The organism is Streptococcus constellatus subsp. constellatus (genome assembly GCF_023167545.1).
Lineage (GTDB): Bacteria > Bacillota > Bacilli > Lactobacillales > Streptococcaceae > Streptococcus > Streptococcus constellatus.
Genome location: NZ_AP014647.1, coordinates 1,790,764 through 1,817,401, shown reverse-complemented (window position 1 = coordinate 1,817,401; position 26,638 = coordinate 1,790,764). Strand labels below are relative to the sequence as shown.

The following is a 26,638-nucleotide window of genomic DNA, read 5'->3' as shown; positions in this document are numbered from 1 at the left end:
CAGTCACAAAAAAGCTAGAGATTCCCAATTATGGAACTCTAGCTTTTTAAGTTTGAGTCGTTCTCTTATTGTATTTAAGGAGATTATTGGCCATGAGCACTAAACCCATGTCAATTTTCACCTGACGCTTGCCTCTTAGGTTACATCTCTTGTAACCCAAATAAGCCTTTATCTGCCCAAAGACAGGTTCCACATCAATCTTACGTTGATTGAAAATCTGTCTACCTTCGGGAGATAAAAGCGCTTGGCATTCTTTAGCTTTTAAGTGTTGATAACGTTCGTTGATATATAGTCCCTTTTGAGGGGCTGATTTAGGTTCATCAGCGTAGTAAACCTTGATTTCCTGTTGAAAGTCCGTCTGTGTTTTCTGATGTTTGATATGATGAAAACGATAGCACCAGCCATCAGGATGAGTGTAGCTATCCTCCTTGTCATCATAGTACCAATTCGCTAAGTTTCTAGCCGACTGTTTATACCCTTTCTTCTGTTCCTGATCAAACATGGCATATTTAATCAGATGGTTCACCTCATTTTCATCTAAACGAAGGAGGTTCTCTTCACTTCCATAGCCGGCATCTGCGACAACGGTCTTCAAGTCATGTGGATAAGTTTCAAGGAATGGCAGGAGAGTCTTGGTATCTGTCGGATTTGAGAAGACATCATAATGAAGAACAAATTGATTTTCAGTAGCGATTTGAAGATTGTAAGCAGCCTTGAGTTGACCATTCTTCATGTGGTCTTCTTTCATCCGCATAAAAGTGGCATCTGTATCTGTTTTGGAAAAGCTGTTACGCCCTTCAAATGTCTCTTGGTAGCCTTCATATTTTTCAGCACGTACTGAAAAATCATCCTTGACTTTACGCAGGACTTTCTTGAGTTTCCGACGTTGAGTTTTACGTTCATCCTTTCCTTTAACGGGTGTCTCCTCAATGTCTTGGTTCAGTTTTTCCAATTCTTCTTCGAGGACTTGAGCGAATTCAATCAACTGCTCTGAAGCAATCGGTTCTTCTTCGTCCAGCCTAATGGCCTGATGGATAAGGGGAGTGATTTCTTCTTGAAAATAGACCTGTATCTGTTCTTGAAGTTTGACGGAAAACTTGTCTGTGGCCTTTTTCCACACGAAACTATACTTGTTAGCGTTGGCTTCAATCTTAGTCCCGTCAATAAACAGACAATCTAAGGTCACTAACTCTTCCATTTTTAAACGAAGATTGAGGTCAATGAAAAGATCACGAATGAGGTCTTCCATCCCTTTAGCGACTCGAAATCGATTGATAGTGCGGTAGCTGACAACCAACTGTCCTGTTAGGTACTGCATAGCCAGATTTTCAATCATCATTTTTTCGATTTTTCGTCCAGAGAAAATCCCTTGCGAGTAGGCAAATAGTAGAGCGGCTAAAAGCATTTTAGGGTGATAAGACGGGCGACCAAAGTTATGATAGAACGTGTGGAAGTGACGATCCTCCAAGGCATTCACCACTTTTTCAATAGTAAAGACGAGATGGTCTTGTGGCAAGAAAGAACTGATTTCTAGTGGTAAAGTTGTTTGATTTGTGTTATAGTGAATATGCATGGGATAGCCTTTCTAAATGGTTTATTGGGCAATTCTATTTTACCAAGACTATCGCAACCATGCAAAAAGCAACGGCAAATCCGTTGCTTTTTTTGTAGCAAAGGGACTATTGTCCCAGACTCTTTTATGATACCATTAAAATAATTACATTTTTTCTGGAGCGTCAACACCGAGAAGACGAAGAGCTTCTTTTAGAACAACAGCTGTTGCATAGCTGAGAGCTAAGCGGCTGTCACGTTCAGGACTTTCGTCCAAAATACGCGTATGAGCGTAGAACTTGTTGAATGCTTGTGCAAGGCTGATAGCATATTTTGCAATGAGTGATGGATCATAATTGTCAGCTGCACGTTTAACAACACGGGCGAAATCTTGCAGCAGTTTAATGATTTCCCAGCTTTCAGCATCTTTAAGGCTATATGTTGCTTCAACACTTGGCTTAAAATCAGCTTTGCGAAGGATGGATTGGATACGCGCATAAGCGTATTGGATATATGGACCTGTTTCTCCTTCAAAGGACACCATTGCTTCCAAATCAAAGTCGTAACCGTTGCGGCGGTCTGTTTTTAAATCGTAGAATTTGACAGCTCCCACACCGACAGCACGAGCAACAGTATCTTTGTTTTCAAGATCAGGATTTTTAGCTTCAATTTGGTTCTTCGCACGACTGATAGCTTCTTGAAGGGTTGGTTCAAGCAGAATGATATTACCTTTACGTGTAGACAATTTTTGACGGTTCTTTGTCACCAAACCAAAGTCTACATGAATCATATCGTCGCTCCAGCCGAATCCCATTTTCTTTAAAACAGCTTTCAATTGTCTAAAGTGGTTCGCTTGTTCTTGACCCACAGCATAAACATTTTTGACGAAGTTATAAGTACGGGCGCGGTACATAGCTGTAGCAATATCACGAGTAATGTAGAGAGTCGCACCATCAGATTTTTTAATCATAGCTGGCGGAAGGTTGACATCATCAAGATTGACGATGCTTGCTCCTTTAGATTCTTCTAGCAATCCTTTTTCTTCAAGGAGCTTAATTCCTTCGTCCATCTTGTCATTATAGAAGGCTTCGCCGGCTAGGCTGTCAAATTCAACACCAAGCAATTTATAGATGCGGTTAAATTCTTTCAGACTTTCATCACGGAACCATTGCCATAATTCTGTAGCTTCAGGGTCACCGTCTTCTAATTTTTTGAACCAAAGACGTCCTTCGTCATCAAGTTCAGGATCGGTTTCAATTTCCGCATTGATTCGGACATAGAGTTTTAATAACTCGTCAATTGGACTGGCTTCAACAGCTTCTTTGCTGCCCCATTTTTTATAAGCGACCATCAGAAGCCCAAATTGTTTACCCCAGTCACCCAAGTGGTTGATTTTAATGGTGTTGTAGCCTAGTTTACGGAAAATATTAGAGAGAGCATCTCCGATAACGGTGGAGCGCAAATGACCAACTGAAAAGGGTTTTGCAATGTTAGGACTGGAGAGGTCAATTGTGATGTTTTCCCCATGCCCCTCATCTTGTTGCCCGTAGTTATTTCCTTCTTTTACAATTTCTTTAATAACTTGAGCTGAAATTTTTGATTTATCAAGAAAGAAGTTTACATAAGGACCTGTTGCTACCACTTTTTCAAAGTTTGTCGTATCAATCTTTTCTGCAATATCTGTAGCAATGATTTGAGGAGCTTTACGTTCTACTTTTGCTAAAGAGAAGGCAGGAAAGGCAATATCGCCTAACTCTGAGCTTTTTGGTTGTTCTAGTAAATTAAAAATAGCATCTTGGTCTAAGCTGTCAATGACCTTAGCCAATTCGCTTGCAATCAATTGTTTATTATTCATGGTTTCTCCTTTGGTCTTTTACTAGTATTTTAACATATTTTTTGACGAATCTTCAATTTTTTTGATATAATTTAGAGTATAAATATACATTGTTGAGGATAAAATGAAAAAAACTGAGCGTCATAAACTGATCAAGAAAATAATTAAGGAAGAGAAACTAAGCACACAGAAAGATATTCAGGATCGTTTGAAAGTACAAGGAGTTATTGTCACACAAACAACCCTCTCTCGAGATTTACGAGAAATTGGCTTGACGAAAGCCAAGAAAAACCATGAAGTTTATTATGTTTTAGCGGATGAAACAAACAAGATTGATCTGGTTGAATTCTTATCTTATCATTTGCAGGGAGTTTCTCGGGCTGAATTTTCCTTGGTTCTTCATACACGCTTAGGAGATGCTTCTATTTTAGCTAACTTCGTGGATGCTAATAAAGGAGAGTTGATTTTAGGAACGGTAGCAGGAGCCAACACGCTCTTAGTGATCTGTCGTGATACAGCAGCTGCTAAACAAATGGAAGAGCAGCTCCTTGAGAAAATGGATTAAGAGGAGAAGATGATGAAGCTGAGATAGAAGCGCTCAGCTTCCTTTATTTATATAGTTCTAATGACAAGATGTAGTGTGAGTGGGATGACGAAATTAAGTGTCTCCGAAATATTTAATTTCTGTCCGACTCTCATTGCTATTTAATAAACGGAAAGGTTGAGAATGACAAAAGAAAAACTATCTCCGGGAATGCAACAGTATTTAGATATAAAAAAAGATTATCCGGATGCTTTTTTGCTATTTCGCATGGGAGATTTTTATGAATTATTCTATGAAGATGCGATCAATGCAGCACAGATTTTAGAAATTGCTCTGACTAGCCGTAATAAAAATTCGGAAAATCCAATCCCGATGGCAGGAGTTCCCTACCATTCGGTGCAACAGTATATTGATGTTTTAATTGAATCGGGCTATAAAGTAGCGATTGCAGAGCAGGTGGAAGATCCTAAAAAAGCAGTTGGTGTAGTCAAACGTGAGGTGGTACAAGTCATCACACCGGGGACAGTCGTTGATTCTTCAAAACCAGATAGTCAAAATAATTTCTTGGTAGCTTTAGATAAACTAGAAAATTTATATGGGCTGGCTTACATGGACTTGGTTACAGGTGAATTTCAGGTCACAAGTCTTAGTGACTTTAACATGGTCTGTGGAGAAATTCGGAACTTGCGAGCGCGTGAAGTGGTCTTAGGATATGAATTACCTGAATCAGAGCACCAAGTGTTGGCAAATCAAATGAATTTGTTATTATCACAGGTGGGAACTGCTTTTGAAGATGTTCAGCTATTAGGGGATGAATTGTCTCGCTTAGAACATCAAGTAGCTGGAAAACTGTTAGAATATGTTCATCAGACGCAGCTGCGTGAGCTTAGTCACTTAAAGCGAGTTCATCATTATGAAATCAAGGATTTCTTACAGATGGATTATGCAACCATGGCAAGTCTGGATTTAACAGAGAATGCACGTACAGGAAAGAAGCACGGTAGTCTGTATTGGCTGATGGATGAGACCAAGACAGCTATGGGGACGCGACTTTTAAGAAGATGGATTCAGCAGCCCTTGATTGACAAAGAGCGAATCCTTAAGCGGCAGGATGTCGTGCAGGTATTTCTAGATTATTTTTTTGAGCGCAGTGATTTAGCAGATAGTCTCAAAGGTGTGTATGACATTGAGCGTTTAGCCAGTCGTGTTTCGTTTGGAAAGACCAATCCGAAAGATTTATTGCAGTTGGCGGCAACATTGAGCAATGTCCCTCAGATTAAGGGAATTTTACAAGGAATTGATCATCCTGTTTTGGGACAGTTGATTGAAAACTTGGATGACATTCCAGAATTGGCAAACTTGATTCAGTCGGCAATTTCTCCCGATGCTCCAAATGTTATTACTGAAGGGAATATCATTCAAACTGGTTTTGATGAAATCTTAGATAAATATCGAGTGGTTATGCGAGATGGTACGAGCTGGATTGCTGATATCGAAGCGAAAGAAAGGGCGGCTAGTGGGATTAATAATCTAAAAATTGATTACAATAAAAAAGATGGTTATTATTTCCATGTTACTAATTCACAGTTGGAGCACGTACCTAGCCACTTTTTCCGAAAAGCAACGTTGAAAAATTCAGAACGATTTGGTACAGAGGAATTGGCTCGTATTGAAGGCGAAATGTTGGAAGCGCGTGAAAAATCTGCTAATTTAGAATATGAGATTTTTATGCGTATTCGTGAAGAAGCTGGCAAATATATCAAGCGTCTGCAATCCTTGGCACAAACTCTGGCAACGATTGATGTATTACAAAGTTTTGCAGCAGTTGCTGAAAAGCAACGCTTTGTACGCCCAGAATTTATTGAACGTCCTTCCATTGAAATTGATAAGGGACGGCATGCGGTTGTAGAAAAGGTCATGGGTGCACAAACCTATATTCCTAACAGCATTTCAATGGATGAAAATGTCAACGTTCAGCTAATTACAGGTCCAAATATGAGTGGGAAGTCAACCTATATGCGTCAATTAGCGATTATTGTTATTATGGCTCAAATGGGTTCCTATGTTTCAGCTGAGAGTGCTCAATTACCAATTTTTGATGCCATCTTCACTCGAATTGGTGCGGCAGATGACTTGGTATCTGGACAATCAACCTTTATGGTAGAAATGATGGAAGCAAATCATGCTATTTCTCAAGCAACAGAGCACTCTCTTATTCTTTTTGATGAGTTGGGAAGAGGGACAGCGACATATGATGGGATGGCTCTTGCTCAGGCGATTATTGAATATATCCACAATCGAACAGGGGCAAAGACCCTTTTTGCCACACACTATCATGAGTTGACAGACTTGTCAACTAGCTTGACACAGTTAGAAAATGTTCATGTAGCAACTTTAGAAAAAGATGGGCAAGTGACCTTCCTTCATAAGATTGAAGCTGGTCCTGCGGATAAATCTTATGGGATTCATGTGGCAAAAATTGCAGGTTTACCGAATGATTTGCTGATGAGAGCAGACCAGATCTTAACACGATTAGAAGAACAAGCAAATGAGAAACCGTCTCTCAATCCTTCTAATAAAGGAGCTAATGATAGTAAGGAAAATCAAGTATCTGAGCAGATATCTTTATTCACAGAAACAACTGAATCCCCTATTTTAGAAAAATTACGTCAGTTGGACATCTATAACATGACTCCAATGGAAGTGATGCTGGCTGTATCAGATATGAAAAAACATCTCTGATAGATACAACTATGAAAATGCCTAAAATAAATTCCTGTTTTTCTGTTCAGTTACTATTAAAGTAGGTAGGGTTTTGTATTGATATATAGCAGAATAAGCTAAAATAACCACCAAGAATTCACTTGGTGGTTATTTCTTTACTATTGATTCTGTTTCTTCAATCCATTGTTGATTTGTTCAATTTTCTTTTTGGTTAGATAAAACAAGATTGCCCACAGGATGAGATAAACAATAGTAAATTCCAAAATCAACTGTAAGATAAAAATGGGTTTGCTTGGAAACCAGCCGGCTAGAAGAGCTAGAGGAATAAATCCTAAAATCATAAGTCCATAATGGCAGATAGTTGCTTTGAGGATGCTCCAATCTTTTTTGAAAAGCTCTTTTCCTAGGCTAAAGAGCAAGCCAATAAAGCTCCAGATCACTGCGCAATAGAGCACAACTAAAGCTTCATGAATATGGTGCTGTTCCATCCAAAGACCAACTGCTGAATAAGGATTAAGTGGATGATAGACAGGAGCAAAAAAGTAAGAATAGATGGTGGATAGGAGTAGCCCGATTACAGTACCTCCTAGAGCATCTCTGAATAATGTTTTTTTCATAGCTGTAATTTCTCCTTTATGACTTTGAGATAACGACGAGATGAATAAGTTATCTGACCGTTTTTCATTGCAATCTGAATCAGACCACTACCAGTCAATTTCAGATGATCGATATGTTCGATGTTAATGATTTCAGATTGGGAAATCTGTAGAAAATCAGTGGGAAGCAATTCCAAAACTTGATAAAGTGGAAGCCCTAAAAGATAAGTGTCTGTCGCTGTTTCAACCCAAACTTGGCGGTTTTCAGTGTAAATTCTCTGAATTTCAGCAGTATCTAATAGGTAAATCTCCTCCTCTTTTTTGGCTCGAATGGTTTTAGTGCCACCGAGATGTTGAGTGAAAACCAGCAACTGTTGAATAGTATCCGATAAAGCTGGTGCTTCAATGACAACCTTTTCTTCTGAAAATTTTTCATCAATATGCAATTGAACTTTCATAAACATCCCTTCTTTCTAGATTGTATCTTGCCTGCTGCTGACTTTCGTTGCAAGGAGGATTCGTTTTTCCTAAGTCTATTAAACATTATTTTAGCTAGGAAAACAAGAGCTTTTGCCTAAGTGGTTGCTTTGCCTGTCTATTTGGTTGTTTTGCGAAGGAGTAATTACAATTCTTTTCGTACTAGAGTTCTGATTGAAAAACGGCTTTATGTTATAATAGTAGCTAGAATAATTACGGAGAAAACTATGTCAAAAATTATAGAATTACCAGAAAATCTTGCTAATCAGATTGCGGCTGGTGAGGTCATCGAGCGACCTAGCAGCGTGGTCAAGGAGTTGATAGAGAATTCCATTGATGCTGGTGCCACTCAAATTATAGTTGAGATTGAAGAAGCAGGGCTCAAGAGTATTCAAGTCATCGATAATGGTGAAGGAATTGAGCATGAGGAGGTTTCCTTGGCTTTGCGGCGGCACGCAACAAGTAAAATTAAGAAGCAAGCCGACCTTTTTCGGATTCGGACTTTGGGCTTTCGTGGTGAAGCGCTTCCGTCTATTGCTTCTGTTTCACGCTTGACAATTGAAACTGCGACAAATGGTGGAACACATGGGACGCGTTTAATTGCTCAGGGGGGAGAAATTGAAACTGTGGAACCAAGTAGTTGCCCTAAGGGTACCAAAATCAAAGTGGAAGACCTTTTTTTCAACACACCTGCTCGCTTGAAATATATGAAAAGTCAGCAAGCAGAACTATCTCACATTGTAGATATGATTAACCGTTTGAGCTTAGCTCATCCAGAGGTCGCTTTTATCTTGCTCAATGATGGTAAAGAGTTGACTCGGACAGCAGGAACAGGAAATTTGCGTCAAGCAATTGCTGGTATCTATGGATTAACAACAGCAAAAAAAATGATTGAAATTTCAGCTTCTAATCTGGATTTTGAAGTATCAGGCTATATTAGTCTACCAGAGTTGACGCGTGCCAATCGTAACTACATCACCATTCTCATCAATGGTCGTTACATCAAGAATTTCCTGCTCAATCGAGCTATTCTTGATGGTTACGGTAGTAAGCTCATGGTTGGGCGATTCCCGATTGCTGTGATTGCTATCCAGATTGATCCTTACCTTGCAGATGTTAATGTTCATCCGACCAAGCAAGAAGTGCGGATTTCCAAGGAGCGAGAACTGATGGTCTTGATTTCGCAAGCTATTGCTGCGAGTTTAAAAGAACAGGATTTGATTCCGGATGCTTTGGAGAATTTAGCAAAATCAACTATTAACAGAGCAAATAAGTCGGAGCAGACGAGTCTTCCGCTCAAAGAAAACCGACTCTATTATGACAAAGAGAGAAATGACTTTTTTGTTAGACCTCAAGTATCAGAAAGCAATCTTCCTTTTGAGGAAAATGCTACATTTGATCAGCAGCATACTGATACAGATATGCTTGCTTCCAGAGCAGTTTCTGTCAAATTTGCAGCAAGGCAAACTCCTTCTTACGATCAGCTAGATCATCCAGAACTGGATCAATCAAGCTTAGAAAGAGCTTTAGATAAGTTAGATGGAGAAGAAACTTCAACTTTTCCAGAACTGGAATATTTCGGGCAAATGCATGGCACGTACCTCTTTGCACAAGGAAATGGTGGTCTCTATATTATCGACCAGCATGCAGCGCAGGAGCGAGTCAAGTATGAGTATTATCGGGAAAAAATCGGTGATGTGGATGACAGTCAGCAGCAACTTTTGGTTCCCTATATCTTTGAATTTCCAGCAGACGATATGCTGCGGCTCAAGCAGCGGATGAATCTGCTGGAAGAAGTGGGAGTTTTCTTGGACGAATACGGCAGCAATCAGTTTATTCTGAGGGAATACCCTATCTGGATGAAGGAAGAGGAAATCGAGTCGGGTATCTATGAGATGTGTGATATGCTGCTCCTTACCAAGGAAGTTTCTATCAAGAAATACCGAGCTGAACTAGCGATTATGATGAGTTGCAAACGCTCTATTAAGGCCAATCATAGCTTAGATAATGATTCGGCACGTGATTTGATCTTCCAGTTATCGCAATGTGACAATCCCTACAATTGCCCTCACGGTCGTCCAGTTTTGGTAAACTTTACCAAATCTGATATGGAAAAAATGTTCCGTCGCATTCAGGAAAACCACACCAGCTTGCGAGAATTGGGCAAGTATTGAAACTATTTATAGAAACTCTAAAACAGCTTCAGCTAACAATGACTGAAGCTGTTTTTAAAATCATCTGCAAGACTTTCAGCTAGTAGATCTACTGAATGGCTGCTTTTGTCCTTATGAAAAGTCCTATAGCTAAAAAGACAAGAGAAGAGACTTTCTGCCGAGCTTGACAAAAGGATTGACAGACTGTCTCTCTTGATAGATATTATGAATACCTCAATACTAGGCTATACAAATTTATAGTTAAGAGAAGAGCAAGATAGATATCCATGGATAAATAGCTAACTACCCAAGAATTTTGTAAAGTGATTTTCAAAAGGATAGAATGATTTCTTTTATTTTCTAACTCCAAAATATGATATACTAAAAGGGTTGAAAAGGAGACATGATGTACGAATATTTCAAAGGAATTTTAAGTAAAATTACAGCCAAGTATATTGTGGTGGAAGTAGGACAAATTGGCTATATCCTTCATGTGGCTAACCCTTATGCCTATTCAGGTCAGCTCAATCAAGAAATTCAGGTTTTTGTTCATCAAGTGGTCAGAGAAGATGCGCAGCTCCTCTACGGTTTTCGCACAGAAGACGAAAAACAGCTTTTTCTCAATTTGATTTCGGTTTCTGGTATTGGCCCCGTTTCTGCTCTTGCGATAATCGCAGCTGATGATAATGCTGGATTAGTGCAAGCCATTGAGCGGAAAAACATCACCTATCTGACCAAGTTTCCCAAGATAGGCAAAAAGACAGCCCAGCAGATGGTGTTGGACTTGGAAGACAAGGTCGTGGCGGCTGGGCAAGTGGCTGCGCCTCAGACCCAAGCAGTGACATCGGACAACCAAGAGTTGGAAGAAGCCATGGAAGCCATGCTGGCTCTGGGCTACAAGGCTGCTGAACTCAAGAAAATCAAGAAATTCTTTGAAGGCACAACAGATACGGCTGAAAATTATATCAAGTCAGCTCTCAAGATGTTGGTGAAATAGGAGGTAGAAGCATGACCAAACGCTGTGGCTGGGTAAAAATGAACAACCCCTTGTATGTAGCTTACCACGATGAAGAGTGGGGTCGACCCCTTCATGATGATTGGAAGTTATTTGAACTGTTTTGCATGGAGACCTATCAGGCGGGACTTTCGTGGGAGACCATTTTGAATAAACGTCAGGCTTTTCGGGAGGCCTTTCATTTCTATGACGCGCAGAAAATTGCTCAGATGACAGATGCAGACTTGGATGGTCTTTTGGACAATCCGGATATTATCCGTAATAAGATGAAGCTCTATGCGACCAGAGCCAATGCCCAAGCTTTTTTGGCTGTTCAAGAACAATACGGTAGTTTTGATCATTATCTCTGGTCTTTTGTTGGATTTACACCGATTGACAATTCTGTCAAGGATTACAGACTTGCTCCGTCTAAAACTTCCCTGTCCGAAAAAATAGCTAAAGATATGAAGCAACGAGGCTTCAAGTTTGTCGGTCCTGTTTGTGTCTATTCTTTCATGCAGGCAGCAGGATTGGTCAATGATCATGAAACAAGTTGTGAATGGAATCCTAAAAAATAAGGCATAAAAGCATTTACCAATATTGCTAAATTTGTACTATATTCTCACTAAACATACAATAAAATGGAATCAAAAGATGACAGTCGAATAACGTAAAAGACAGTTTAGAGAAAAAACTGTCTCTTTAATATGCCGAACGCTACAAAACCATGATTAAGGTTCCAATGGTAATCAAGATGGTGCCAATTAAGGATTTCATAGTAAAATCTTCGTGGAGAAAGATAAAAGCAAGGATGAGCGTGAGAACAACACTAAGCTTATCAATAGGAGCGACCTTGGAGGCTTCTCCTTCTTGCAATGCTCGGTAGTAACAAAGCCAAGAAGCGCCTGTTGCTAGGCCTGATAAAATCAGAAAAATCCAGTTTTTCTTACTGATGTTAGCTAAACCAATTTGTCCTTTAGTTAAAAAAACTATACCCCAAGCCATCAAAACGACGACTACTGTCCGAATAGCTGTTGCTAGATTAGAATTAACCCCAGCAATCCCAATTTTAGCTAAGATAGATGTCAGTGCTGCAAACAAAGCAGAAAAAAATGCAAAAATTGCCCACATAATGGAAGCCCCTTAAAGTTTTATTCTTTTATTTTATCACATTTGATTCTATCTAACACAAGTAAACCAAGAAAACTCAGGCAGCAAGAACTGTCTGGTTTTTCTTTGTATAAATTAAAATATGGAAAGAATTTGAACATAGTTGATAAAAAACCACAAGCTAAGACCTGTGGAAATGGTTGATTTCGTGTTTCGTATCTTGTAATAAATCCAGTTCATCTGTGATTTCTAATAAGACCAATCCTTTTTTGATTAATTTATTATTATTTTGACAAATTCCTAATCGAATATTACATAAAGCTAAAGCATCATACCTCTTTAACTTTTGTGCAGTCTCTAAAGCTAGTGTGACAATTTTTTCACATTGGTGAAATTCATTATGGTGCAAATAGATTCCTGCTAAATTTGAGAGAAGAGTTAAGCGATCGTTTTGAAAATTTTTATAGTCTTTATATTTCTCTAAATTTTCCAAAATTTTATCAGTAATCAAATGTAGGGTATCCATCGAAAAATGATGTAAAATAGATACTAGAATCCTAAAATCATTTTTATACCAAGTATCTTCTTTTTCTAAATAATTCCAAAACTGCTTGGTGATAGAGATTGTTTCATCTGTTAATGTTTTAACTCCGTTTTTTCTAATAGAAATGAAAAGTTTTAATAAATTATGAATATGCTTAATTGGTAAATCGTATTCCTTACGAAGATATCTTTCACAGAGTTCTTGTAGCTCTTCTAAATCTTGTGTGCCACTAATAGAGCTTATATTTAAAGCTTTGTTAAATATGATACTTCTGGGGCTAGGGTTATAGACGTGACAGATATACTCAAACTCTTCAAAACTCATATTGATTTGACGTAGCAAAAATTCCATATTTTCGTATTTGGGAGTAGCCTTCCCGCTTTCAAATTTAGCCAGAGTTGTTCGGGATAGAACCTCTCCGCATACATCTGCTTGCGATAAACCTTTTGATTTGCGAATTTCTTTATAAACAGCTCCGAAATCATACCTCATAACAAACCTACAAACCTCTCAGAATAATATAGTGCGAAAAAAGTTGGCGTTTTCAAAAAAGTGATTTTAAATATTATAACATAGAAGTGAAAATTTATAAAGAAACGGAGGGAGAATATGAGAACAGCTTGTTTACAATTGATGATACTTTTATTATTGTATCCAAGTATCTGGCCATTTTAATAAGTAAGGTGTGAATTATGTTTACATTTCATTCAAATTAGGAAATAACACGTTATGATATTTTCATCAAATGGAAGTCTATACTAGTTAAGACAATATTTGATATATCATATATATAAAGGAGGAAACCATGTCAAATAGTTCAAATAAATTTACGAAATTAGCACTTATTGGTGCTCTTGCCCTTACTCTTAGTCCTTTGGCTGGAGGTGGGGTCTCGGCAGATACCCAGCATCCTCATCCTACTTATAAGGATACTTGGAATTATGGCGTAACATCAAATGGATGGGCCTACTCGCATTATTATTTAGAAGCACCAATCCGTCTTGGAAGCGGCTCATCTGTGACCGATATATGGGGAAATGTAAAAGACTATGCCAAATCAAATTATGGCTGGGCAAATTCAGGAGCTACAAAACATTGGTCATGGATTCAAGCAAAGTCATTTTATTCTTGGTATGAATTCTAATAGTCATACGATTTAATAAACTTATCGTGGAGGGAAATGCCTGCATAGTAGAATTTCAGTTTTTCCCTCCTTGTTTTTTGTTGTAAAGGAGTCTTGTATGAAGTGGCGGCTAACCGTTCTTTCTTTATTTGTCTTACTAATATCATTTTTATCTTTAGGTGCTGTTAAAGAGTTTGGGAACGACATTCCTTATCCTGCGCAGGCAGCTTTTTCATTGACGGGCTCTAGTGAGGTTGATAAAAACCAAATTTTTGATAAAATACAGGAAATTGCAGATAAAAAGCAATTAACTATTTATCGTCCTTTTTTAGATAAAAGTGGTCAGCAAGCTACATTTGTTTTTGGAAAGATACAGCGCAAAAATCAATCTTATATCACGGATCGAGGAGTCTTGGCAGCAAGTACCGCGACTGGTATGTATTATTCTAGTAAGGCGCTACCGACAGAATTAAAAACAGAATTGCAGCGATTTGGCTTGACTTACACAGGAGCAGACCTTCCGTGGTACTTAGTGCCAATCAACTTTCTATTTATGAATTTACGCTCTCTGGCAGTTTGGACTTTATTTTTTGTTTTTGCTGTGCTTCTTTTTGCAGTCAAAATGCTTTATGTTAAAAAAGCTATGATTCAGCGCAGTCTGGGGCTTTTTGATAGAGAATTTCGGCGTTCACTTTGGTTGGATTCTACTATTTTGATTAGCACAGGAATCCTTGTGTGGCTACTTTTTGTTTTATGGCAAGGTAGTATGGTAAATGTTTATGTTAAGACGTTTAGCTTATTACTATTTCTCAATCTCTTTATTTTGATGGTTATTAGCTTACTTGTCAATCTACTTTTTGCTTTAAATGTTCGCCTTATGGGAGCTGTAACTGTCTTGAAGAATAAAAAATCAAATCCGTTAGTACTTTATATCTGGCTTTTTGGAATTTTGCTATCTTGCTTTATCTTTGGCGTGACTGCATCGGAAAGTGTTAAAACCATTTCCAAATCTGCCCAAGAAATAGCTGTTTTGGGAAATTGGAAAATAGCTCAAGATTATGCTGCGATCACTTGGTTTGAAAATACCGCTACTCATACTGATGAAAATCATCAAATTGATTCAACATTTATAAAAGAAAATGCTGCGAAGCATAGACAATTGATTCAATCTTTTGGGACAGATGGCTGGCTTTATTCAGAGCAATCTAGCCTTAGCCCAGATCGAACTAAGCACGCTCCGGAAGAATTTAAGCAGGAGCTGGTAAGAAATGGTGTCGATAGTAAAATTGCAGAAACATTGTTCTATGTCAATACAGGATTGATGAATAAAAATAAAAAATTGTATCCTCAAAATAAGTATGGGCAAGCACCGAAAGAAAGCTTAGGTGTTATCTATATTCCAAAAAGTCAGATGGCTCACATAGACAATATTCGTAAGATAATTAACTATGAGCACTTCCGATATTCAGCTTTAAAAGCTGAGGATTTTCAAATCGTAGAAATTCCTGATGGACAGAAGACTTTTCTTTTTAACCATAAAGACGGTCCAGATGAATTATTGGCTAAACAAGAAGTAGTGAACAAGATTTTAGTGCAAATCAATTTTCACAATCTACCAGCAGATGCAGCTTTTGATAACTATTATACAGTTCTTGCAACAAAAGGAGCTTTTAAACAGAAATGGATAAAAGAAAAGATTAGCCAAGCTGGTTTGACTCATTTTTCTAGTATGACAAATATTTCAGAGCAACTATTATTAGCTCGTGAAAACATTGTTAGCCAACTGACAGGGACGATTACTGCTCTACTGATGTTAGTCTTGGCGCAGTTCTTTATTATTTATGAATATATTACCACTCGCATGAAACAAAAAGCGAAAAAGATTTCTTTACAAAGTTTGTTAGGAGCAAGTAGCTATCTAGAAATTTTTCAGTCTTTACTGCCATTGATAGCAGGCATTTTATTCGTCAGTGCATTGACAATTTTAGTGATGAAAGGTAGTTTCCTAGTAGTTGGTTTAGTAGGAGTTCTTTATGCGTTTGAGATAACTGCTATGTCTTACTTTGCTTTAATGAACGTCAGAAAAAATCGTGTTCAGATTATAAAAGGAGATTTTGAAATACTATGATTGAGATAGAAAATTTAGCGAAAAAATATGGACGAAAAACCGTCTACAGCCATGTCAATCTACATTTTGAAAGGAATCAATCCTATGCTTTAGTTGGGCTTTCGGGTTCTGGAAAGACAACATTGTTAAATGCAATTGCTCGTTTAGAAAAACCAGATCAAGGCAGAATTTTGCTCAATAAGCAAGATATTTGGAAAATGAAGGAAAAAGATTATTTTAAACATTATCTGGGCTATGTCTTTCAAAATTATGCTTTGGTGGAAGAAGAAACAGTTTTCGACAACTTGAAACTATTGGCGGGTAAATCAGAAATTCTGATAGCTTTAAAACAGGTTGGACTAAATGAGTCTGTCATGAAGTCCAAAATTTATGAGCTTTCCGGTGGTCAAGCCCAACGGGTTTCAATTGCGCGATTATTATTAAAAAAAGCGAAAGTCATTTTGGCAGATGAGCCGACAGGTGCTCTTGACCAGCAAACAGGAAAATCAATTATTGATTTGTTGCTTAGTTTGGTTGCATCAGACACTGTGGTTATTTTTGCGACGCATGATCCAAATGTTTTTGAACGAGTTGATCAGGTCGTTGATATCACACAGATTAGTGGCTCATTAGAACAGTCATATTAGATTGATTGACAAACAAAAAGAGGCATAGCCTCTTTTTGTTTGTCAAGATACTATAGATGATATGCTGAGCAACTTGAAAATTGTTTTATTAACAAATTTTAATCTTTTTTATGATAAAATAAGACCAAATTGCGAATAGTAAGATAGGAGGTTCTATGAAAGCAGAAATTATTGCTGTGGGCACCGAGATTCTGACCGGGCAAATTGTCAATACGAATGCTCAATTTTTATCGGAAAAATTAGCTAGTTTAGGGATTGATGTTTATTTCCAGACTGCTGTCGGTGACAATGAAAATCGTCTTTTATCTATTTTGGAAATTGCAAAGAAACGGAGCGATCTTGTCATTCTTTGTGGTGGCTTGGGTCCAACAGAAGATGACTTGACCAAACAGGTGTTGGCAAAATTTTTAAATCGCAGGTTGGTCTTTGACCAAGTAGCTATGGAAAAATTAGATCGTTTCTTCGCGAGTCGACTGGACTATGTTCGAACACCAAATAATGAGCGGCAAGCTCAAATAGTGGAAGATTCGACTTCTCTACAAAACGAAACCGGACTTGCGGTGGGGGGCGTGATTGAAGTAAGTGGTGTAACTTATGTTGTTCTGCCTGGTCCACCTAGTGAATTAAAACCTATGGTGAACAATGAGCTGATTCCGATTTTAGCAACGGATCAAAAATTGTATTCAAGAGTTTTGCGCTTCTTTGGCATTGGTGAAAGTCAATTAGTAACTCTTTTAGGAGATTTAATTGATGCTCAGATCGATCCGACCATTGCTCCTTATGCTAAGACGGGAGAGGTGACATTGCGATTGTCCACAAAGGCTAGCAGTCAAAAAGAAGCAGATACTAAGTTTGCTTATTTGGAAAAGAAAATTTTAGCTGTACAGACTTTTGAGAAACAACGTTTAGTGGACCTTTTCTATGCTTATGGAGATGATAATTCTCTAGCGCAGACAACTTTTGAATTGTTGAGGAGAGCAGGCAAGACTGTTACAGCAGCCGAAAGTTTGACTGCTGGCCTTTTTCAAGCAACTTTGGCAAACTTTTCTGGAGCTTCCAAAGTCTTTAGTGGTGGCTTTGTTACTTACAGTATGGAGGAAAAGAGCCGCATGCTGGACATTCCTTTGGCAGACTTGGAAAAATATGGAGTTGTTTCTGCTTTTACAGCAAAGAAAATGGCTGAGCAGGCCAGAAAATTGACTGCCAGTGACTATGCAGTGAGTTTGACGGGTGTGGCAGGTCCAGACAGCTTAGAAGGATATCCGGCAGGGACAGTTTATATTGGCTTAGCAACTACAGAGAATGTACAATCTTTTAAGGTTAATATTGCCGGTCGTAGTCGGACTGATGTACGAAAAATAGCCGTTCTGCATGCTTTCAATCAGTTACGAAAAACTTTATTAAAAAACGAAAATATGCTATAATAATTAGATAGTCGAGAAAATTAATTTATCACTATACAGGAGAAATAAATGGCGAAAAAACAAAAAAAATTAGAAGAAATTTCAAAGAAATTTGGTGAGGAACGTCAAAAAGCGTTAGATAATGCACTTAAAAATATCGAAAAAGATTTTGGTAAAGGGGCGATTATGCGTTTGGGTGAGCGCGCTGAACAAAAAGTTCAAGTTATGAGCTCAGGTAGCTTGGCGTTAGATATTGCACTTGGTGCAGGAGGGTATCCAAAAGGTCGAATTATTGAAATCTATGGACCAGAATCATCTGGTAAGACGACAGTGGCCCTCCATGCTGTTGCTCAGGCTCAGAAAGAAGGTGGAATTGCGGCCTTTATTGATGCTGAGCACGCTCTGGATCCGGCGTATGCGCAAGCTCTTGGGGTTAATATTGATGAATTACTCCTTTCTCAACCCGATTCTGGTGAGCAAGGACTAGAAATTGCTGGGAAATTGATTGATTCTGGTGCAGTAGATTTGGTGGTCATCGACTCTGTGGCAGCTCTTGTACCGCGTGCTGAAATTGATGGTGATATCGGAGATAGCCATGTTGGTTTGCAAGCGCGTATGATGAGTCAAGCTATGCGTAAACTATCTGCTTCTATTAATAAAACGAAGACAATTGCGATTTTCATCAACCAACTACGCGAAAAAGTTGGTATTATGTTTGGAAATCCAGAAACAACACCGGGCGGTCGAGCTCTTAAATTTTATGCTTCTGTCCGTCTGGATGTCCGTGGCAATACTCAAATCAAGGGAACTGGTGATGAAAAGGACACTAATGTCGGTAAGGAAACCAAAATTAAGGTTGTGAAAAACAAGGTGGCTCCGCCATTTAAAGAAGCCTTTGTGGAAATCATGTATGGTGAAGGAATTTCCAAAACAGGTGAGCTCATCAAGATTGCAACAGATCTAGATATTATCAAAAAAGCGGGCGCGTGGTATTCTTACAATGATGAAAAGATTGGGCAAGGGTCTGAAAATGCTAAGAAATACTTAGCAGATCATCCAGAAATTTTTGATGAAATTGATCACAAGGTTCGAGTTCACTATGGTTTGATTGAGAATGATACTGAAGATGAAAAAAATGCAGAAGCAATTAAATCAGCAAACAAAGTAGAGGAAGTGACTCTAGACTTAGACGATGCGATTGAGATTGAGGAATAATTTTTTAAAAATAGGTCGTAAGACGGAGGGATTTTATGGTATAATATAGTATGATAATAGTACCGTGTGGCGAAAGGAGTACTTACATGATTACAATTTATACTGTCTCAAGTTGCACTAGTTGTAAAAAAGCAAAAACATGGCTCAATGCTCACCAGTTAACTTATAAAGAACAAAATCTTGGTAAAGAAGGGATTACAAAAGAAGAATTGTTAGATATTCTAACAAAAACTGAAAATGGGGTTGCAAGTATTGTGTCTTCAAAAAATCGTTATGCAAAAGGTTTAGGCGTAGATATCGAAGAATTGAGTGTGAGTGAAGTGATTGATTTGATTATGGAAACGCCACGTATTTTGAAAAGTCCTATTTTAGTAGATGATAAACGTCTTCAAGTAGGATACAAAGAAGATGATATTCGTGCATTCCTACCTCGCTCGGTTCGTAATGTTGAAAATACAGAAGCGCGTTTACGCGCGGCCTTGTAAAGAGTGGGATTTCCACTCTTTTTTATTTCAATGTTTATTGATATTAAAAATATGATAAAATAAAGAATGAGGAGGAGTTAATCTATGAAAAGAAGCCTAATTTTATTAACCGATAAATTGTAAAATATAGTTCAACCAAAAAACTCATAGCGTTTCATTGGTGTAAACTGTAAGTAACCACACAAACAGAACCCGAGGAAAAACTATGAGCTACTCCCATCTTACCATAACCGACCGAATAAAGATAGAAACCTACTTGGAATTAGGTTTAAAACCTTGCCAAATTGCAAGTAAACTTGGCGTCCATAAGTCTACCATTTCAAGAGAGTTAAGACGATGTCAAAATGGTTATTCCGCAGTCTTAGCACAGGAACAGTACGACCACAGGGCTAAGCAAAAAGGTCGGAAGTCTTGTTTAACACCAAAGTTGAAAAAGGAAATTGAGAACGGTTTAAAATCCTCCTGGTCGCCTGAACAGATTTGTGGGCGCTATCAGCTTGAACAAAAGCCAATGGTAGCTTTTAAAACCATCTATAACTGGCTCTATGCTGGTTTGATTGATCTGGATTTAAGCGTCCTCCGTCGTAAAGGAAGAACTCGACAACCCAAAGAAACACGTGGGACATTTAGGATTGGCACGCCGATTGCCAAACGTCCTAAAGAGGTTCGGAATCGTGAAACTTTTGGCCACTGGGAGCTTGATACTGTAGTGTCTTCCAGAGGCAAAAGCAAGGGGTGTTTAGCGACTTTTCTAGAGCGAAAAACTCGTTTTTACTTAGCTTTCAAGATACCAGATAGAACAGCCAAAGCCATGTTTTCAGCCATCGAACAACTTTGTAGGCTATTTCCAAAAGAGACTCTTAAAACCTTCACTTCAGACAGGGGAAAAGAGTTCGCCTGCTATCCTCTAGTAGAGAATTTAGGAATTTCCTTTTTCTTTGCGGACGCCTATTCATCTTGGCAGAGAGGAAGTAATGAAAACGCAAATGGCTTACTAAGAGAATATTTCCCAAAGAAAACAGATTTAGCTGCTATCTCTGATGAGGCTTTGAACAAGGCCTTATATGATATCAATCACCGACCACGAAAATGTTTAGCTTACAGAACGGCTTATGAAGCTCTAGTGGATGAGTTAGAGTAAATGTTGCACTTATTCTTGCAATTTATCAACCATTATTCTTACAGTCTTAGTAGGCTGTGGTCAAAAGAAAGAAACAAAATCAAAAGCAAGCAAACAATCTATTGATAGTACGTTGCCAGTTATTGCAAATACTGAAAAAGAAACGGTTGTGACGAAAAAATTATCGTTTCCAAAAACAGCTGAGGGAGTTCAGCAAACGCAAACAATTACTTACAAAGGGAACCAATTTTTAGGTTTAACGATTGAACAAATTTTGCCGATGAAAGAAGAATTAAAAAAGGTGGTTGCTGAGGTTGGAGTTGCTGAGGCGCAAAAATTATTGGAAAAATCTTTGGCTGAAGATGAAAAATTTACACAAGCAAAAAATTTGCAAGGCTTTTCAACCTCTTTGGAAATTATAAATGAGCAAGAATTGAAGCGAACTCATACGTTTGATTTTCAAGTTTTGGATGTTAATAAAGCCGCAAATACTGAGTATTTAAAGAATATGAAATTAAAAGAATTTTTAAAAATGAAACCAAAAGAATATGTTGAAGATCAGATTGCCAGTGGTGCAACGGAAGTCAATCAATAACTTGTTAAACATGAATTGATTTTTTAGATGGCTCTTTTTGACAACGCTTACAAAAGATGGTATACTATTCTTATAAAGCTCTAAAATACAAGGAGGATATTTTTATGAGAAAATCGGTTGTTTTGTTAGGAGCAAGTTTGTTGCTGCTCACAGCTTGTGGTCAAAAATCCGGTCAGAATCAGTCAGGGGATAGTAAGACTGGTTCGAGTGTTGTGAAAAAGGATTCTGTTGTGACCAAGTCTTTTCAACAAAAACAGACTGTCCAAGGGATTGAACAAACACTTACGCAAACTATTTCTTATGAAGGAAAAACCTTTAAGAAGTTTGTGATAAATCTTGAACAAATACTTCCTGAAAATATGAAGAGTGCATTAGCGGGTCAAGATTTAGAAAGCACTAAGCCGCACTTGATTTCTGCTTTTGAAAAGGCTGCAGGATTGGATAAATTTAAGTCTTTGGGCGGTGTTGATGTTAAAACAGACATTACAAAAGACTATATTATTAAAGTTGCAATCAATATTGATATGAGCAAAATCAACCTTGATGAAGCATCAAAACTGGATACATATGGCTCTATGTTTTCAACTATCAAAAATTTAACACCCAAACAATATATTGAATCTGTCAAAGCAGCTGGTGCTAAAGAAGTTGCAAATCCATGATTTTATAGGTGTATATGAAACAAAAAAAGCTGAAATTTATTCAGCTTTTTTCAACCCCTTTCATTTGTGAAAAGTCTTGAAATGTGCTATAATATGGGTATTCTAGTGAAAGAAGGTGTAATTGTGGGATTTACAGATGAGACAGTACGTTTTAATCTTGATGATTCAAACAAAAAAGAGATTAGTGAAACATTGAAAGATGTCTATGTGTCGCTGAATGAAAAGGGCTATAACCCAATCAACCAAATCGTAGGATACGTGCTTAGTGGTGATCCTGCGTATGTACCTCGCTATAATAATGCACGAAATCAAATTCGTAAATATGAACGTGATGAGATTGTAGAAGAATTAGTTCGTTATTATTTGAAAGGACAAGGCATTGATCTCTAATGAGAATTATGGGGTTAGATGTTGGTTCAAAAACAGTTGGTGTTGCAATTAGTGACCCACTTGGTTTTACAGCTCAAGGGCTTGAAATTATTCCCATCAATGAAGAACAAGAAGAATTTGGTTTTGAGCGTTTGACTGAACTTATCCAAGAATATAAGGTGGACAAGTTTGTTGTAGGTCTTCCTAAGAATATGAATAATACAAGCGGACCACGTGTAGAAGCAAGTCAGGCTTATGGGACTAAGATTGAGCAGCTATTTCATTTGCCAGTTGAATACCAAGATGAGCGCCTAACAACAGTAGCTGCGGAGAGAATGTTGATTGAGCAAGCGGATGTGAGCAGAAAGAAGCGAAAAAAAGTGATTGATAAGCTCGCAGCGCAGCTTATATTACAAAATTATTTAGATCGAAATTTTTAATAATAAAGGAGAAAACATGGCACACGATCATAACCATGACCATGAACACGAAGAACGTGAACTAATTACTTTAGTGGATGAGCAAGGAAACGAAACTTTGTTTGAAATTCTCTTGACCATTGATGGAAAAGAAGAATTTGGGAAAAACTACGTTCTATTGATTCCAGCTAGCGCAGAAGAAGATGAAAATGGCGAGGTAGAAATTCAAGCCTACTCGTTTACTGAAAATGAAGACGGAACAGAGGGTGACCTCCAACCAATTCCAGAAGATTCAGATGCTGAATGGGATATGATTGAAGAAGTTTTCAATAGCTTTATGGAAGAATAAAAATTGCGTACACTAGCTTTTCGTATTACAAACAATGAAGAGATTGAAAGGCTGTGTGAATAGTTATTTTTATGGTATACGAATGAGTGGTTGGTTAATTCCCATGTGGAGCAAGAGTTCCAGCCATTCAAGTGAATTGTGGGGTGTGACATGAACCAAAGTCTGGTTCTGTTTCACTCCCTTTTTGCTGGGAGAAGAATATGAATGAAATTGAAACGTGGCTAGAGAGTCGCATTGGTTTAAATTTTCGCTCTGGTTTAGAGCGAATGAGACAGGCTATAAGTCTTTTGGATCATCCGGAAGAAAATTATCCCATTATTCATGTGACAGGAACGAACGGAAAAGGCTCAAGCATTGCTTTTATGAGTCAATTATTTGTAGAGCATAAAAAGAAGGTGGGAACCTTTACGTCACCTCATATGGTGAGCATTTATGATCGGATTTGTGTCAATCATAAACCAATCTCTGACAAGGATTTTGTTAGAATTGGGCGCCGTATTCAAGCAATGGAAAGGCAACTTTTGCGGACACAAGATCCATTATCTTATTTTGAAATTTTAACACTCATAGCTTTATTGTATTTCGAAGAAGAGCAGGTAGATGTGGCTTTAATTGAGGTGGGAATTGGTGGACTTTTAGATGCAACAAATGTAGTGATAGGAGATGTTGCGGTTGTAACGTCTGTAGGATTGGATCATCAAGAAACATTAGGAGACTCCATAGTAGCAATTGCGGAGCAGAAAGCAGGGATTTTCAAGAAAAAGGAACGAGCTGTTATCGGGCCGCTGGCTGAAGAAGCCAGAAGGGTCTGCGAATTGCGCGCAGATGAGTTGGGAGTTGTTTTGTATGAATACGGTAGGGATTTTTCATTTTCAAAAGGACAATTTTCTAATCAAGATAAAATGATAGTTGGTTTACAGCTGGGTCTCAAAGGTACTTATCAGGAAGAAAATGTAGCTGTTGCTTTGCAAAGTTTTCTTTTATTCATGAAACAGCAAAATTGGCAACCACAAGTAAAATGGATACGCAAGGCTTTGCAAGAGACCCATTGGGCAGGGAGACTGGAATATTTTGAGAGAGGAATTTATTTGGATGGGGCTCACAATTTACCCGCTTTGTCACGTTTGGTGGAATTTATTCGTCAGCAAGAACAAAAAGAAATTTTTCTCTTATTCGGTGCTTTGAAACGTAAAAATTATCAGGGAATGCTGTCTTATCTAAAACAAGAATTGCCTCATGTGCGGTTGACGATAACGACATTTGAGGATGACGGTGCAATAGACAAGCGGAATCTGACAACTGAAACCTATGTTTCCTCTTATCGGGAGTTTATTGAACAATTCATTAAAAAATCTACTGATAATCAGCTTCTTTTTGTGACAGGTTCTCTTTATTTCATTGCAGAAGTTCGTGCTTTTCTTTTGGAGAAAGAATTGACTGCTTGAAACGAGAAATAGTAGAATAGAAATGCAATCAAAAAAGGAGGGAATCAAATGGTACAATTAAAGAAACTTGGCTATGCCACATTGTTTCTAATAGGGCTTATCATTTTGACATCGTGTGCCAAGTCTAATCAAACTTCATCATCATCTCAATCTATCTCAAGCAGTCAATCAACTACAGTCTCAAGTGAGAGCAGCACTTCGTCAACTATTGCAGAAAATTCGGTAGAAAAATTAGACGGTACTTATAAAGGTATGGACGAAGAAGATGAGATCACTTTGGTTATCAAGGGAAACAGTGGCACGTGGACAGAAGAAGAGCCAAATGGTAAGAAAGAAGTAAAACAAGTGAGCATTGATCCAACAAATCAGCGAATGACGATTGGTAACGACATTGAGCGTTATATGATTAATGGCAATCAGTTGACAATTGAGGATATTGAGCAAGAAAACGGCGAAAATGATACGGTTGTTTTAACGAAGCAATAACTTATTTGATATTGGAGCAATGACTCTTAATAGAAAAACTAAATAGTAGCTTGCAAATGTAGGAGGTTGAGTTCAGATATTTCATCAGTTTTTATAACCACTGCTTTAAATTGTGTTTGTTTTACCCACCGCTCCAAATGGTTTATAAATTGTTCGCTTCGTGGATTTTATCTGCGCTCGCTAGTGATTCTCTATACTGGAGTTATGTGAGAATGAAAAAAGTTTAGTATTTCAGAAAAAATTTAGAAATAGGAAGATGAGGGAAGAGAATTTGGCTAACTTTTTGAAGTGTAATAGGTGATAAAAACGAACAGCGAGAGAGAATTTTTTCAACTTACGGTAAATCGAAATACAGTACCAGTAGGAAAGGTGGATTTTGAAGGGGGAAGACAAGTTAAAAAGACAGATCTTACAAAATCAGGTAGCTATAAAACAGATAAGATTATCAGTTATCACATTTCTATTAATCAGTCTGGTAAAGAGATTTCTGATGCCAAAGTAACAGACATTCTGAGTACTCCTAAAATTTCTTATATTAAGAACAGTTTCAAAATTGAAAAAGGTAAGTGGGTGATTGTAAATAATCGTTGGGTATTGAAGAATAAAATAAATGTCACGGAACAATTTACAATCAATTTCATATCTGACTCACAATTTTCGGTTGATTTAGGTCATATCAAAGCAGGAGAAGGTTATCGTATTAACTATAAAGCTAAAGCAAACTATAATTTACAGAATGGAGAAATTGTTGAAAATATTGCTTCACTTTGGTCAAGTAAAATAAAAATCATAAATTCCATAGTGAAGACTACTTACAGAGAAGCAAGCGGAAATGCAGAAGATTATGTTTACTCAATCACGCTGCATAAAAAGGATGAAGTTTCTGGCATGCCTTTAACGGTAGCTATCTTTAGGGTTATACGAGATCGCAACGGTACTACAGTTGGGGAATTTATCACAGATAGTGCAGGGGAAGTAACAAGTCTGAATCTATTAAAAGATACTTATAAAATTAAAGAAATAAAAGCTCCGGCTGGATATTAGCCATTTAAACGAAAGTTTAAGATTACTCCGGATAAGTTTAATAATGAGAAGACTTATGATTTGGAAGTTCTCAATAAACGAGGATTGGTTGAGGTCAATTGAAAGTTAAGAAATTATTAATTGGACGTGATTTAAAGGCAGGTGAATTTGAGTTTGAACTCAAAGGCACAGAGGATAATGTCCACCAAGTCAAGAAAAATGCTGTTAATGGTGATGTGATTTTCGATACTATTGAGTACACGAAAGTGGGAACATATCATTATATGATTACTGAAAAAGATACGAAACTTCAAGGTGTAATCTATGATAAAAAAGTGATCAAAGTAACAGTGACTGTTACAGACAATAGTTCGCGTATACTAGAAACTAAAGGTCGATATGATCAGGATGTTAAAGCTTTTAAAAATAGCTATACCCTACCAGCAACACCGCCGAAGAAAGGTTTGCCTAAAACAGGAATAGCTGTTCATTACTTAGCAATCTTTATGGATATGATATTGTTAGTGGGTGCAGTTTACTTCATCAAGAAAAAAATAAGTCTAGAGGTGGAAGCCTAATGAGAAATGGAGAGCCGAATTAGGTTCCCTTTTTTATTGAAAGTTTTAAAAATGATTTGAAAATCAAGCAAGACTTGACTTTGGC

At 37.7% G+C, this 26,638-nt stretch carries 27 protein-coding genes; 21 read left to right on the top strand and 6 right to left on the bottom strand.

Features of this window, described 5'->3' with window-relative positions; translation table 11 throughout:
- Positions 1 to 46 precede the first annotated feature (46 nt).
- Positions 47 to 1,573, bottom strand: a complete 1,527-nt coding sequence (locus SCSC_RS08970) for an IS1182 family transposase (RefSeq protein ID WP_115342911.1) — start codon at positions 1,571 to 1,573, stop codon at positions 47 to 49.
- A gap of 144 nt (positions 1,574 to 1,717) precedes the next feature.
- Positions 1,718 to 3,406: an arginine--tRNA ligase gene (gene argS, locus SCSC_RS08965; RefSeq protein ID WP_006269777.1), complete on the bottom strand. Its 1,689-nt coding sequence runs from the start codon at positions 3,404 to 3,406 to the stop codon at positions 1,718 to 1,720.
- 103 nt (positions 3,407 to 3,509) lie between these two features.
- Between argS and argR the strand changes: the two genes are divergently transcribed.
- Both argR and mutS read left to right on the top strand, forming a co-directional pair.
- Positions 3,510 to 3,950: an arginine repressor gene (gene argR, locus SCSC_RS08960; RefSeq protein WP_003071513.1), complete on the top strand. Its 441-nt coding sequence runs from the start codon at positions 3,510 to 3,512 to the stop codon at positions 3,948 to 3,950.
- A 162-nt stretch (positions 3,951 to 4,112) separates the two neighbouring features.
- A complete protein-coding gene (gene mutS, locus SCSC_RS08955; protein WP_006269780.1) occupies positions 4,113 to 6,671 on the top strand; it encodes a DNA mismatch repair protein MutS in 2,559 nt (852 codons plus the stop codon).
- A 140-nt stretch (positions 6,672 to 6,811) separates the two neighbouring features.
- Here the strand turns inward: mutS and SCSC_RS08950 are convergent, their stop codons facing one another.
- Both SCSC_RS08950 and SCSC_RS08945 read right to left on the bottom strand, forming a co-directional pair.
- Positions 6,812 to 7,270 carry a DUF3021 domain-containing protein gene (locus SCSC_RS08950; protein WP_003071509.1) on the bottom strand — a complete coding sequence of 153 codons (459 nt, stop codon included), beginning with the start codon at positions 7,268 to 7,270 and terminating at the stop codon, positions 6,812 to 6,814.
- Entirely contained in the window at positions 7,267 to 7,707 is a 441-nt protein-coding gene (locus tag SCSC_RS08945; protein ID WP_006269783.1) for a LytTR family DNA-binding domain-containing protein, read from the bottom strand. Before SCSC_RS08945 ends, SCSC_RS08950 begins: the two co-directional genes overlap by 4 nt.
- Before the next feature lie 246 nt (positions 7,708 to 7,953).
- Between SCSC_RS08945 and mutL the strand changes: the two genes are divergently transcribed.
- The 3 genes from mutL to SCSC_RS08930 all read left to right on the top strand — a co-directional run bounded on the left by mutL (position 7,954) and on the right by SCSC_RS08930 (position 11,451).
- On the top strand, positions 7,954 to 9,900 hold the full coding sequence (gene mutL / locus SCSC_RS08940) for a DNA mismatch repair endonuclease MutL (RefSeq protein ID WP_006269779.1): 1,947 nt from the start codon (positions 7,954 to 7,956) through the stop codon (positions 9,898 to 9,900).
- 385 nt (positions 9,901 to 10,285) lie between these two features.
- Positions 10,286 to 10,876, top strand: a complete 591-nt coding sequence (ruvA, locus tag SCSC_RS08935; protein ID WP_006269776.1) for a Holliday junction branch migration protein RuvA — start codon at positions 10,286 to 10,288, stop codon at positions 10,874 to 10,876.
- A gap of 11 nt (positions 10,877 to 10,887) precedes the next feature.
- The gene (locus SCSC_RS08930; protein ID WP_006269774.1) at positions 10,888 to 11,451 is read left to right on the top strand and encodes a DNA-3-methyladenine glycosylase I; all 564 of its coding nucleotides are present in this window, start codon (positions 10,888 to 10,890) and stop codon (positions 11,449 to 11,451) included.
- A 139-nt stretch (positions 11,452 to 11,590) separates the two neighbouring features.
- On the opposite strand, the gene SCSC_RS08925 is transcribed toward SCSC_RS08930, so the two are convergent.
- Both SCSC_RS08925 and SCSC_RS08920 read right to left on the bottom strand, forming a co-directional pair.
- Complete coding sequence (locus SCSC_RS08925; protein WP_006269778.1) at positions 11,591 to 12,004, bottom strand: EamA family transporter; 414 nt, start codon at positions 12,002 to 12,004, stop codon at positions 11,591 to 11,593.
- A 160-nt stretch (positions 12,005 to 12,164) separates the two neighbouring features.
- Complete coding sequence (locus SCSC_RS08920) at positions 12,165 to 13,019, bottom strand: Rgg/GadR/MutR family transcriptional regulator (protein ID WP_006269782.1); 855 nt, start codon at positions 13,017 to 13,019, stop codon at positions 12,165 to 12,167.
- A 313-nt stretch (positions 13,020 to 13,332) separates the two neighbouring features.
- On the opposite strand from SCSC_RS08920, the gene SCSC_RS08915 reads away from it, so the two are divergent.
- The 16 genes from SCSC_RS08915 (at position 13,333) to SCSC_RS08840 (ending at position 26,553) form a co-directional block, all read left to right on the top strand.
- Positions 13,333 to 13,671, top strand: coding sequence for a hypothetical protein (locus tag SCSC_RS08915; RefSeq protein ID WP_006269785.1), 339 nt, complete (start codon positions 13,333 to 13,335; stop codon positions 13,669 to 13,671).
- 97 nt (positions 13,672 to 13,768) lie between these two features.
- Positions 13,769 to 15,778, top strand: coding sequence for a hypothetical protein (locus tag SCSC_RS08910; protein ID WP_006269786.1), 2,010 nt, complete (start codon positions 13,769 to 13,771; stop codon positions 15,776 to 15,778).
- On the top strand, positions 15,775 to 16,404 hold the full coding sequence (locus SCSC_RS08905; RefSeq protein ID WP_006269784.1) for an ABC transporter ATP-binding protein: 630 nt from the start codon (positions 15,775 to 15,777) through the stop codon (positions 16,402 to 16,404). Before SCSC_RS08910 ends, SCSC_RS08905 begins: the two co-directional genes overlap by 4 nt.
- Before the next feature lie 155 nt (positions 16,405 to 16,559).
- The gene (locus tag SCSC_RS08900) at positions 16,560 to 17,828 is read left to right on the top strand and encodes a competence/damage-inducible protein A (RefSeq protein ID WP_006269781.1); all 1,269 of its coding nucleotides are present in this window, start codon (positions 16,560 to 16,562) and stop codon (positions 17,826 to 17,828) included.
- 48 nt (positions 17,829 to 17,876) lie between these two features.
- Entirely contained in the window at positions 17,877 to 19,022 is a 1,146-nt protein-coding gene (gene recA / locus SCSC_RS08895; RefSeq protein WP_006269775.1) for a recombinase RecA, read from the top strand.
- An 86-nt stretch (positions 19,023 to 19,108) separates the two neighbouring features.
- Positions 19,109 to 19,507, top strand: coding sequence for a transcriptional regulator Spx (gene spx, locus SCSC_RS08890; protein WP_003026638.1), 399 nt, complete (start codon positions 19,109 to 19,111; stop codon positions 19,505 to 19,507).
- Between the two features lie 205 nt (positions 19,508 to 19,712).
- Positions 19,713 to 20,648, top strand: coding sequence for an IS30 family transposase (locus SCSC_RS08885; RefSeq protein WP_006269888.1), 936 nt, complete (start codon positions 19,713 to 19,715; stop codon positions 20,646 to 20,648).
- A gap of 31 nt (positions 20,649 to 20,679) precedes the next feature.
- A complete protein-coding gene (locus tag SCSC_RS08880) occupies positions 20,680 to 21,222 on the top strand; it encodes an SP0191 family lipoprotein (protein WP_037566125.1) in 543 nt (180 codons plus the stop codon).
- Between the two features lie 104 nt (positions 21,223 to 21,326).
- Positions 21,327 to 21,884 (top strand): SP0191 family lipoprotein, encoded by a 558-nt coding sequence (locus SCSC_RS08875; protein ID WP_003071476.1) that lies wholly within the window; start codon positions 21,327 to 21,329, stop codon positions 21,882 to 21,884.
- Between the two features lie 123 nt (positions 21,885 to 22,007).
- The gene (locus tag SCSC_RS08870; RefSeq protein WP_009569646.1) at positions 22,008 to 22,274 is read left to right on the top strand and encodes an IreB family regulatory phosphoprotein; all 267 of its coding nucleotides are present in this window, start codon (positions 22,008 to 22,010) and stop codon (positions 22,272 to 22,274) included.
- Positions 22,274 to 22,693 (top strand): Holliday junction resolvase RuvX, encoded by a 420-nt coding sequence (gene ruvX / locus SCSC_RS08865; protein WP_006270506.1) that lies wholly within the window; start codon positions 22,274 to 22,276, stop codon positions 22,691 to 22,693. The genes SCSC_RS08870 and ruvX overlap by 1 nt, the downstream gene beginning before the upstream one ends.
- Before the next feature lie 16 nt (positions 22,694 to 22,709).
- Entirely contained in the window at positions 22,710 to 23,021 is a 312-nt protein-coding gene (locus SCSC_RS08860; protein ID WP_003027765.1) for a DUF1292 domain-containing protein, read from the top strand.
- 200 nt (positions 23,022 to 23,221) lie between these two features.
- Positions 23,222 to 24,466, top strand: a complete 1,245-nt coding sequence (locus SCSC_RS08855) for a bifunctional folylpolyglutamate synthase/dihydrofolate synthase (RefSeq protein ID WP_006270503.1) — start codon at positions 23,222 to 23,224, stop codon at positions 24,464 to 24,466.
- Between the two features lie 48 nt (positions 24,467 to 24,514).
- Complete coding sequence (locus tag SCSC_RS08850) at positions 24,515 to 24,952, top strand: SP_0198 family lipoprotein (protein WP_006270513.1); 438 nt, start codon at positions 24,515 to 24,517, stop codon at positions 24,950 to 24,952.
- 297 nt (positions 24,953 to 25,249) lie between these two features.
- Positions 25,250 to 25,996: an MSCRAMM family protein gene (locus SCSC_RS08845; protein ID WP_006270480.1), complete on the top strand. Its 747-nt coding sequence runs from the start codon at positions 25,250 to 25,252 to the stop codon at positions 25,994 to 25,996.
- A 98-nt stretch (positions 25,997 to 26,094) separates the two neighbouring features.
- Positions 26,095 to 26,553, top strand: coding sequence for a Spy0128 family protein (locus tag SCSC_RS08840; RefSeq protein WP_006270508.1), 459 nt, complete (start codon positions 26,095 to 26,097; stop codon positions 26,551 to 26,553).
- The last annotated feature ends 85 nt before the right edge of the window (positions 26,554 to 26,638 follow it).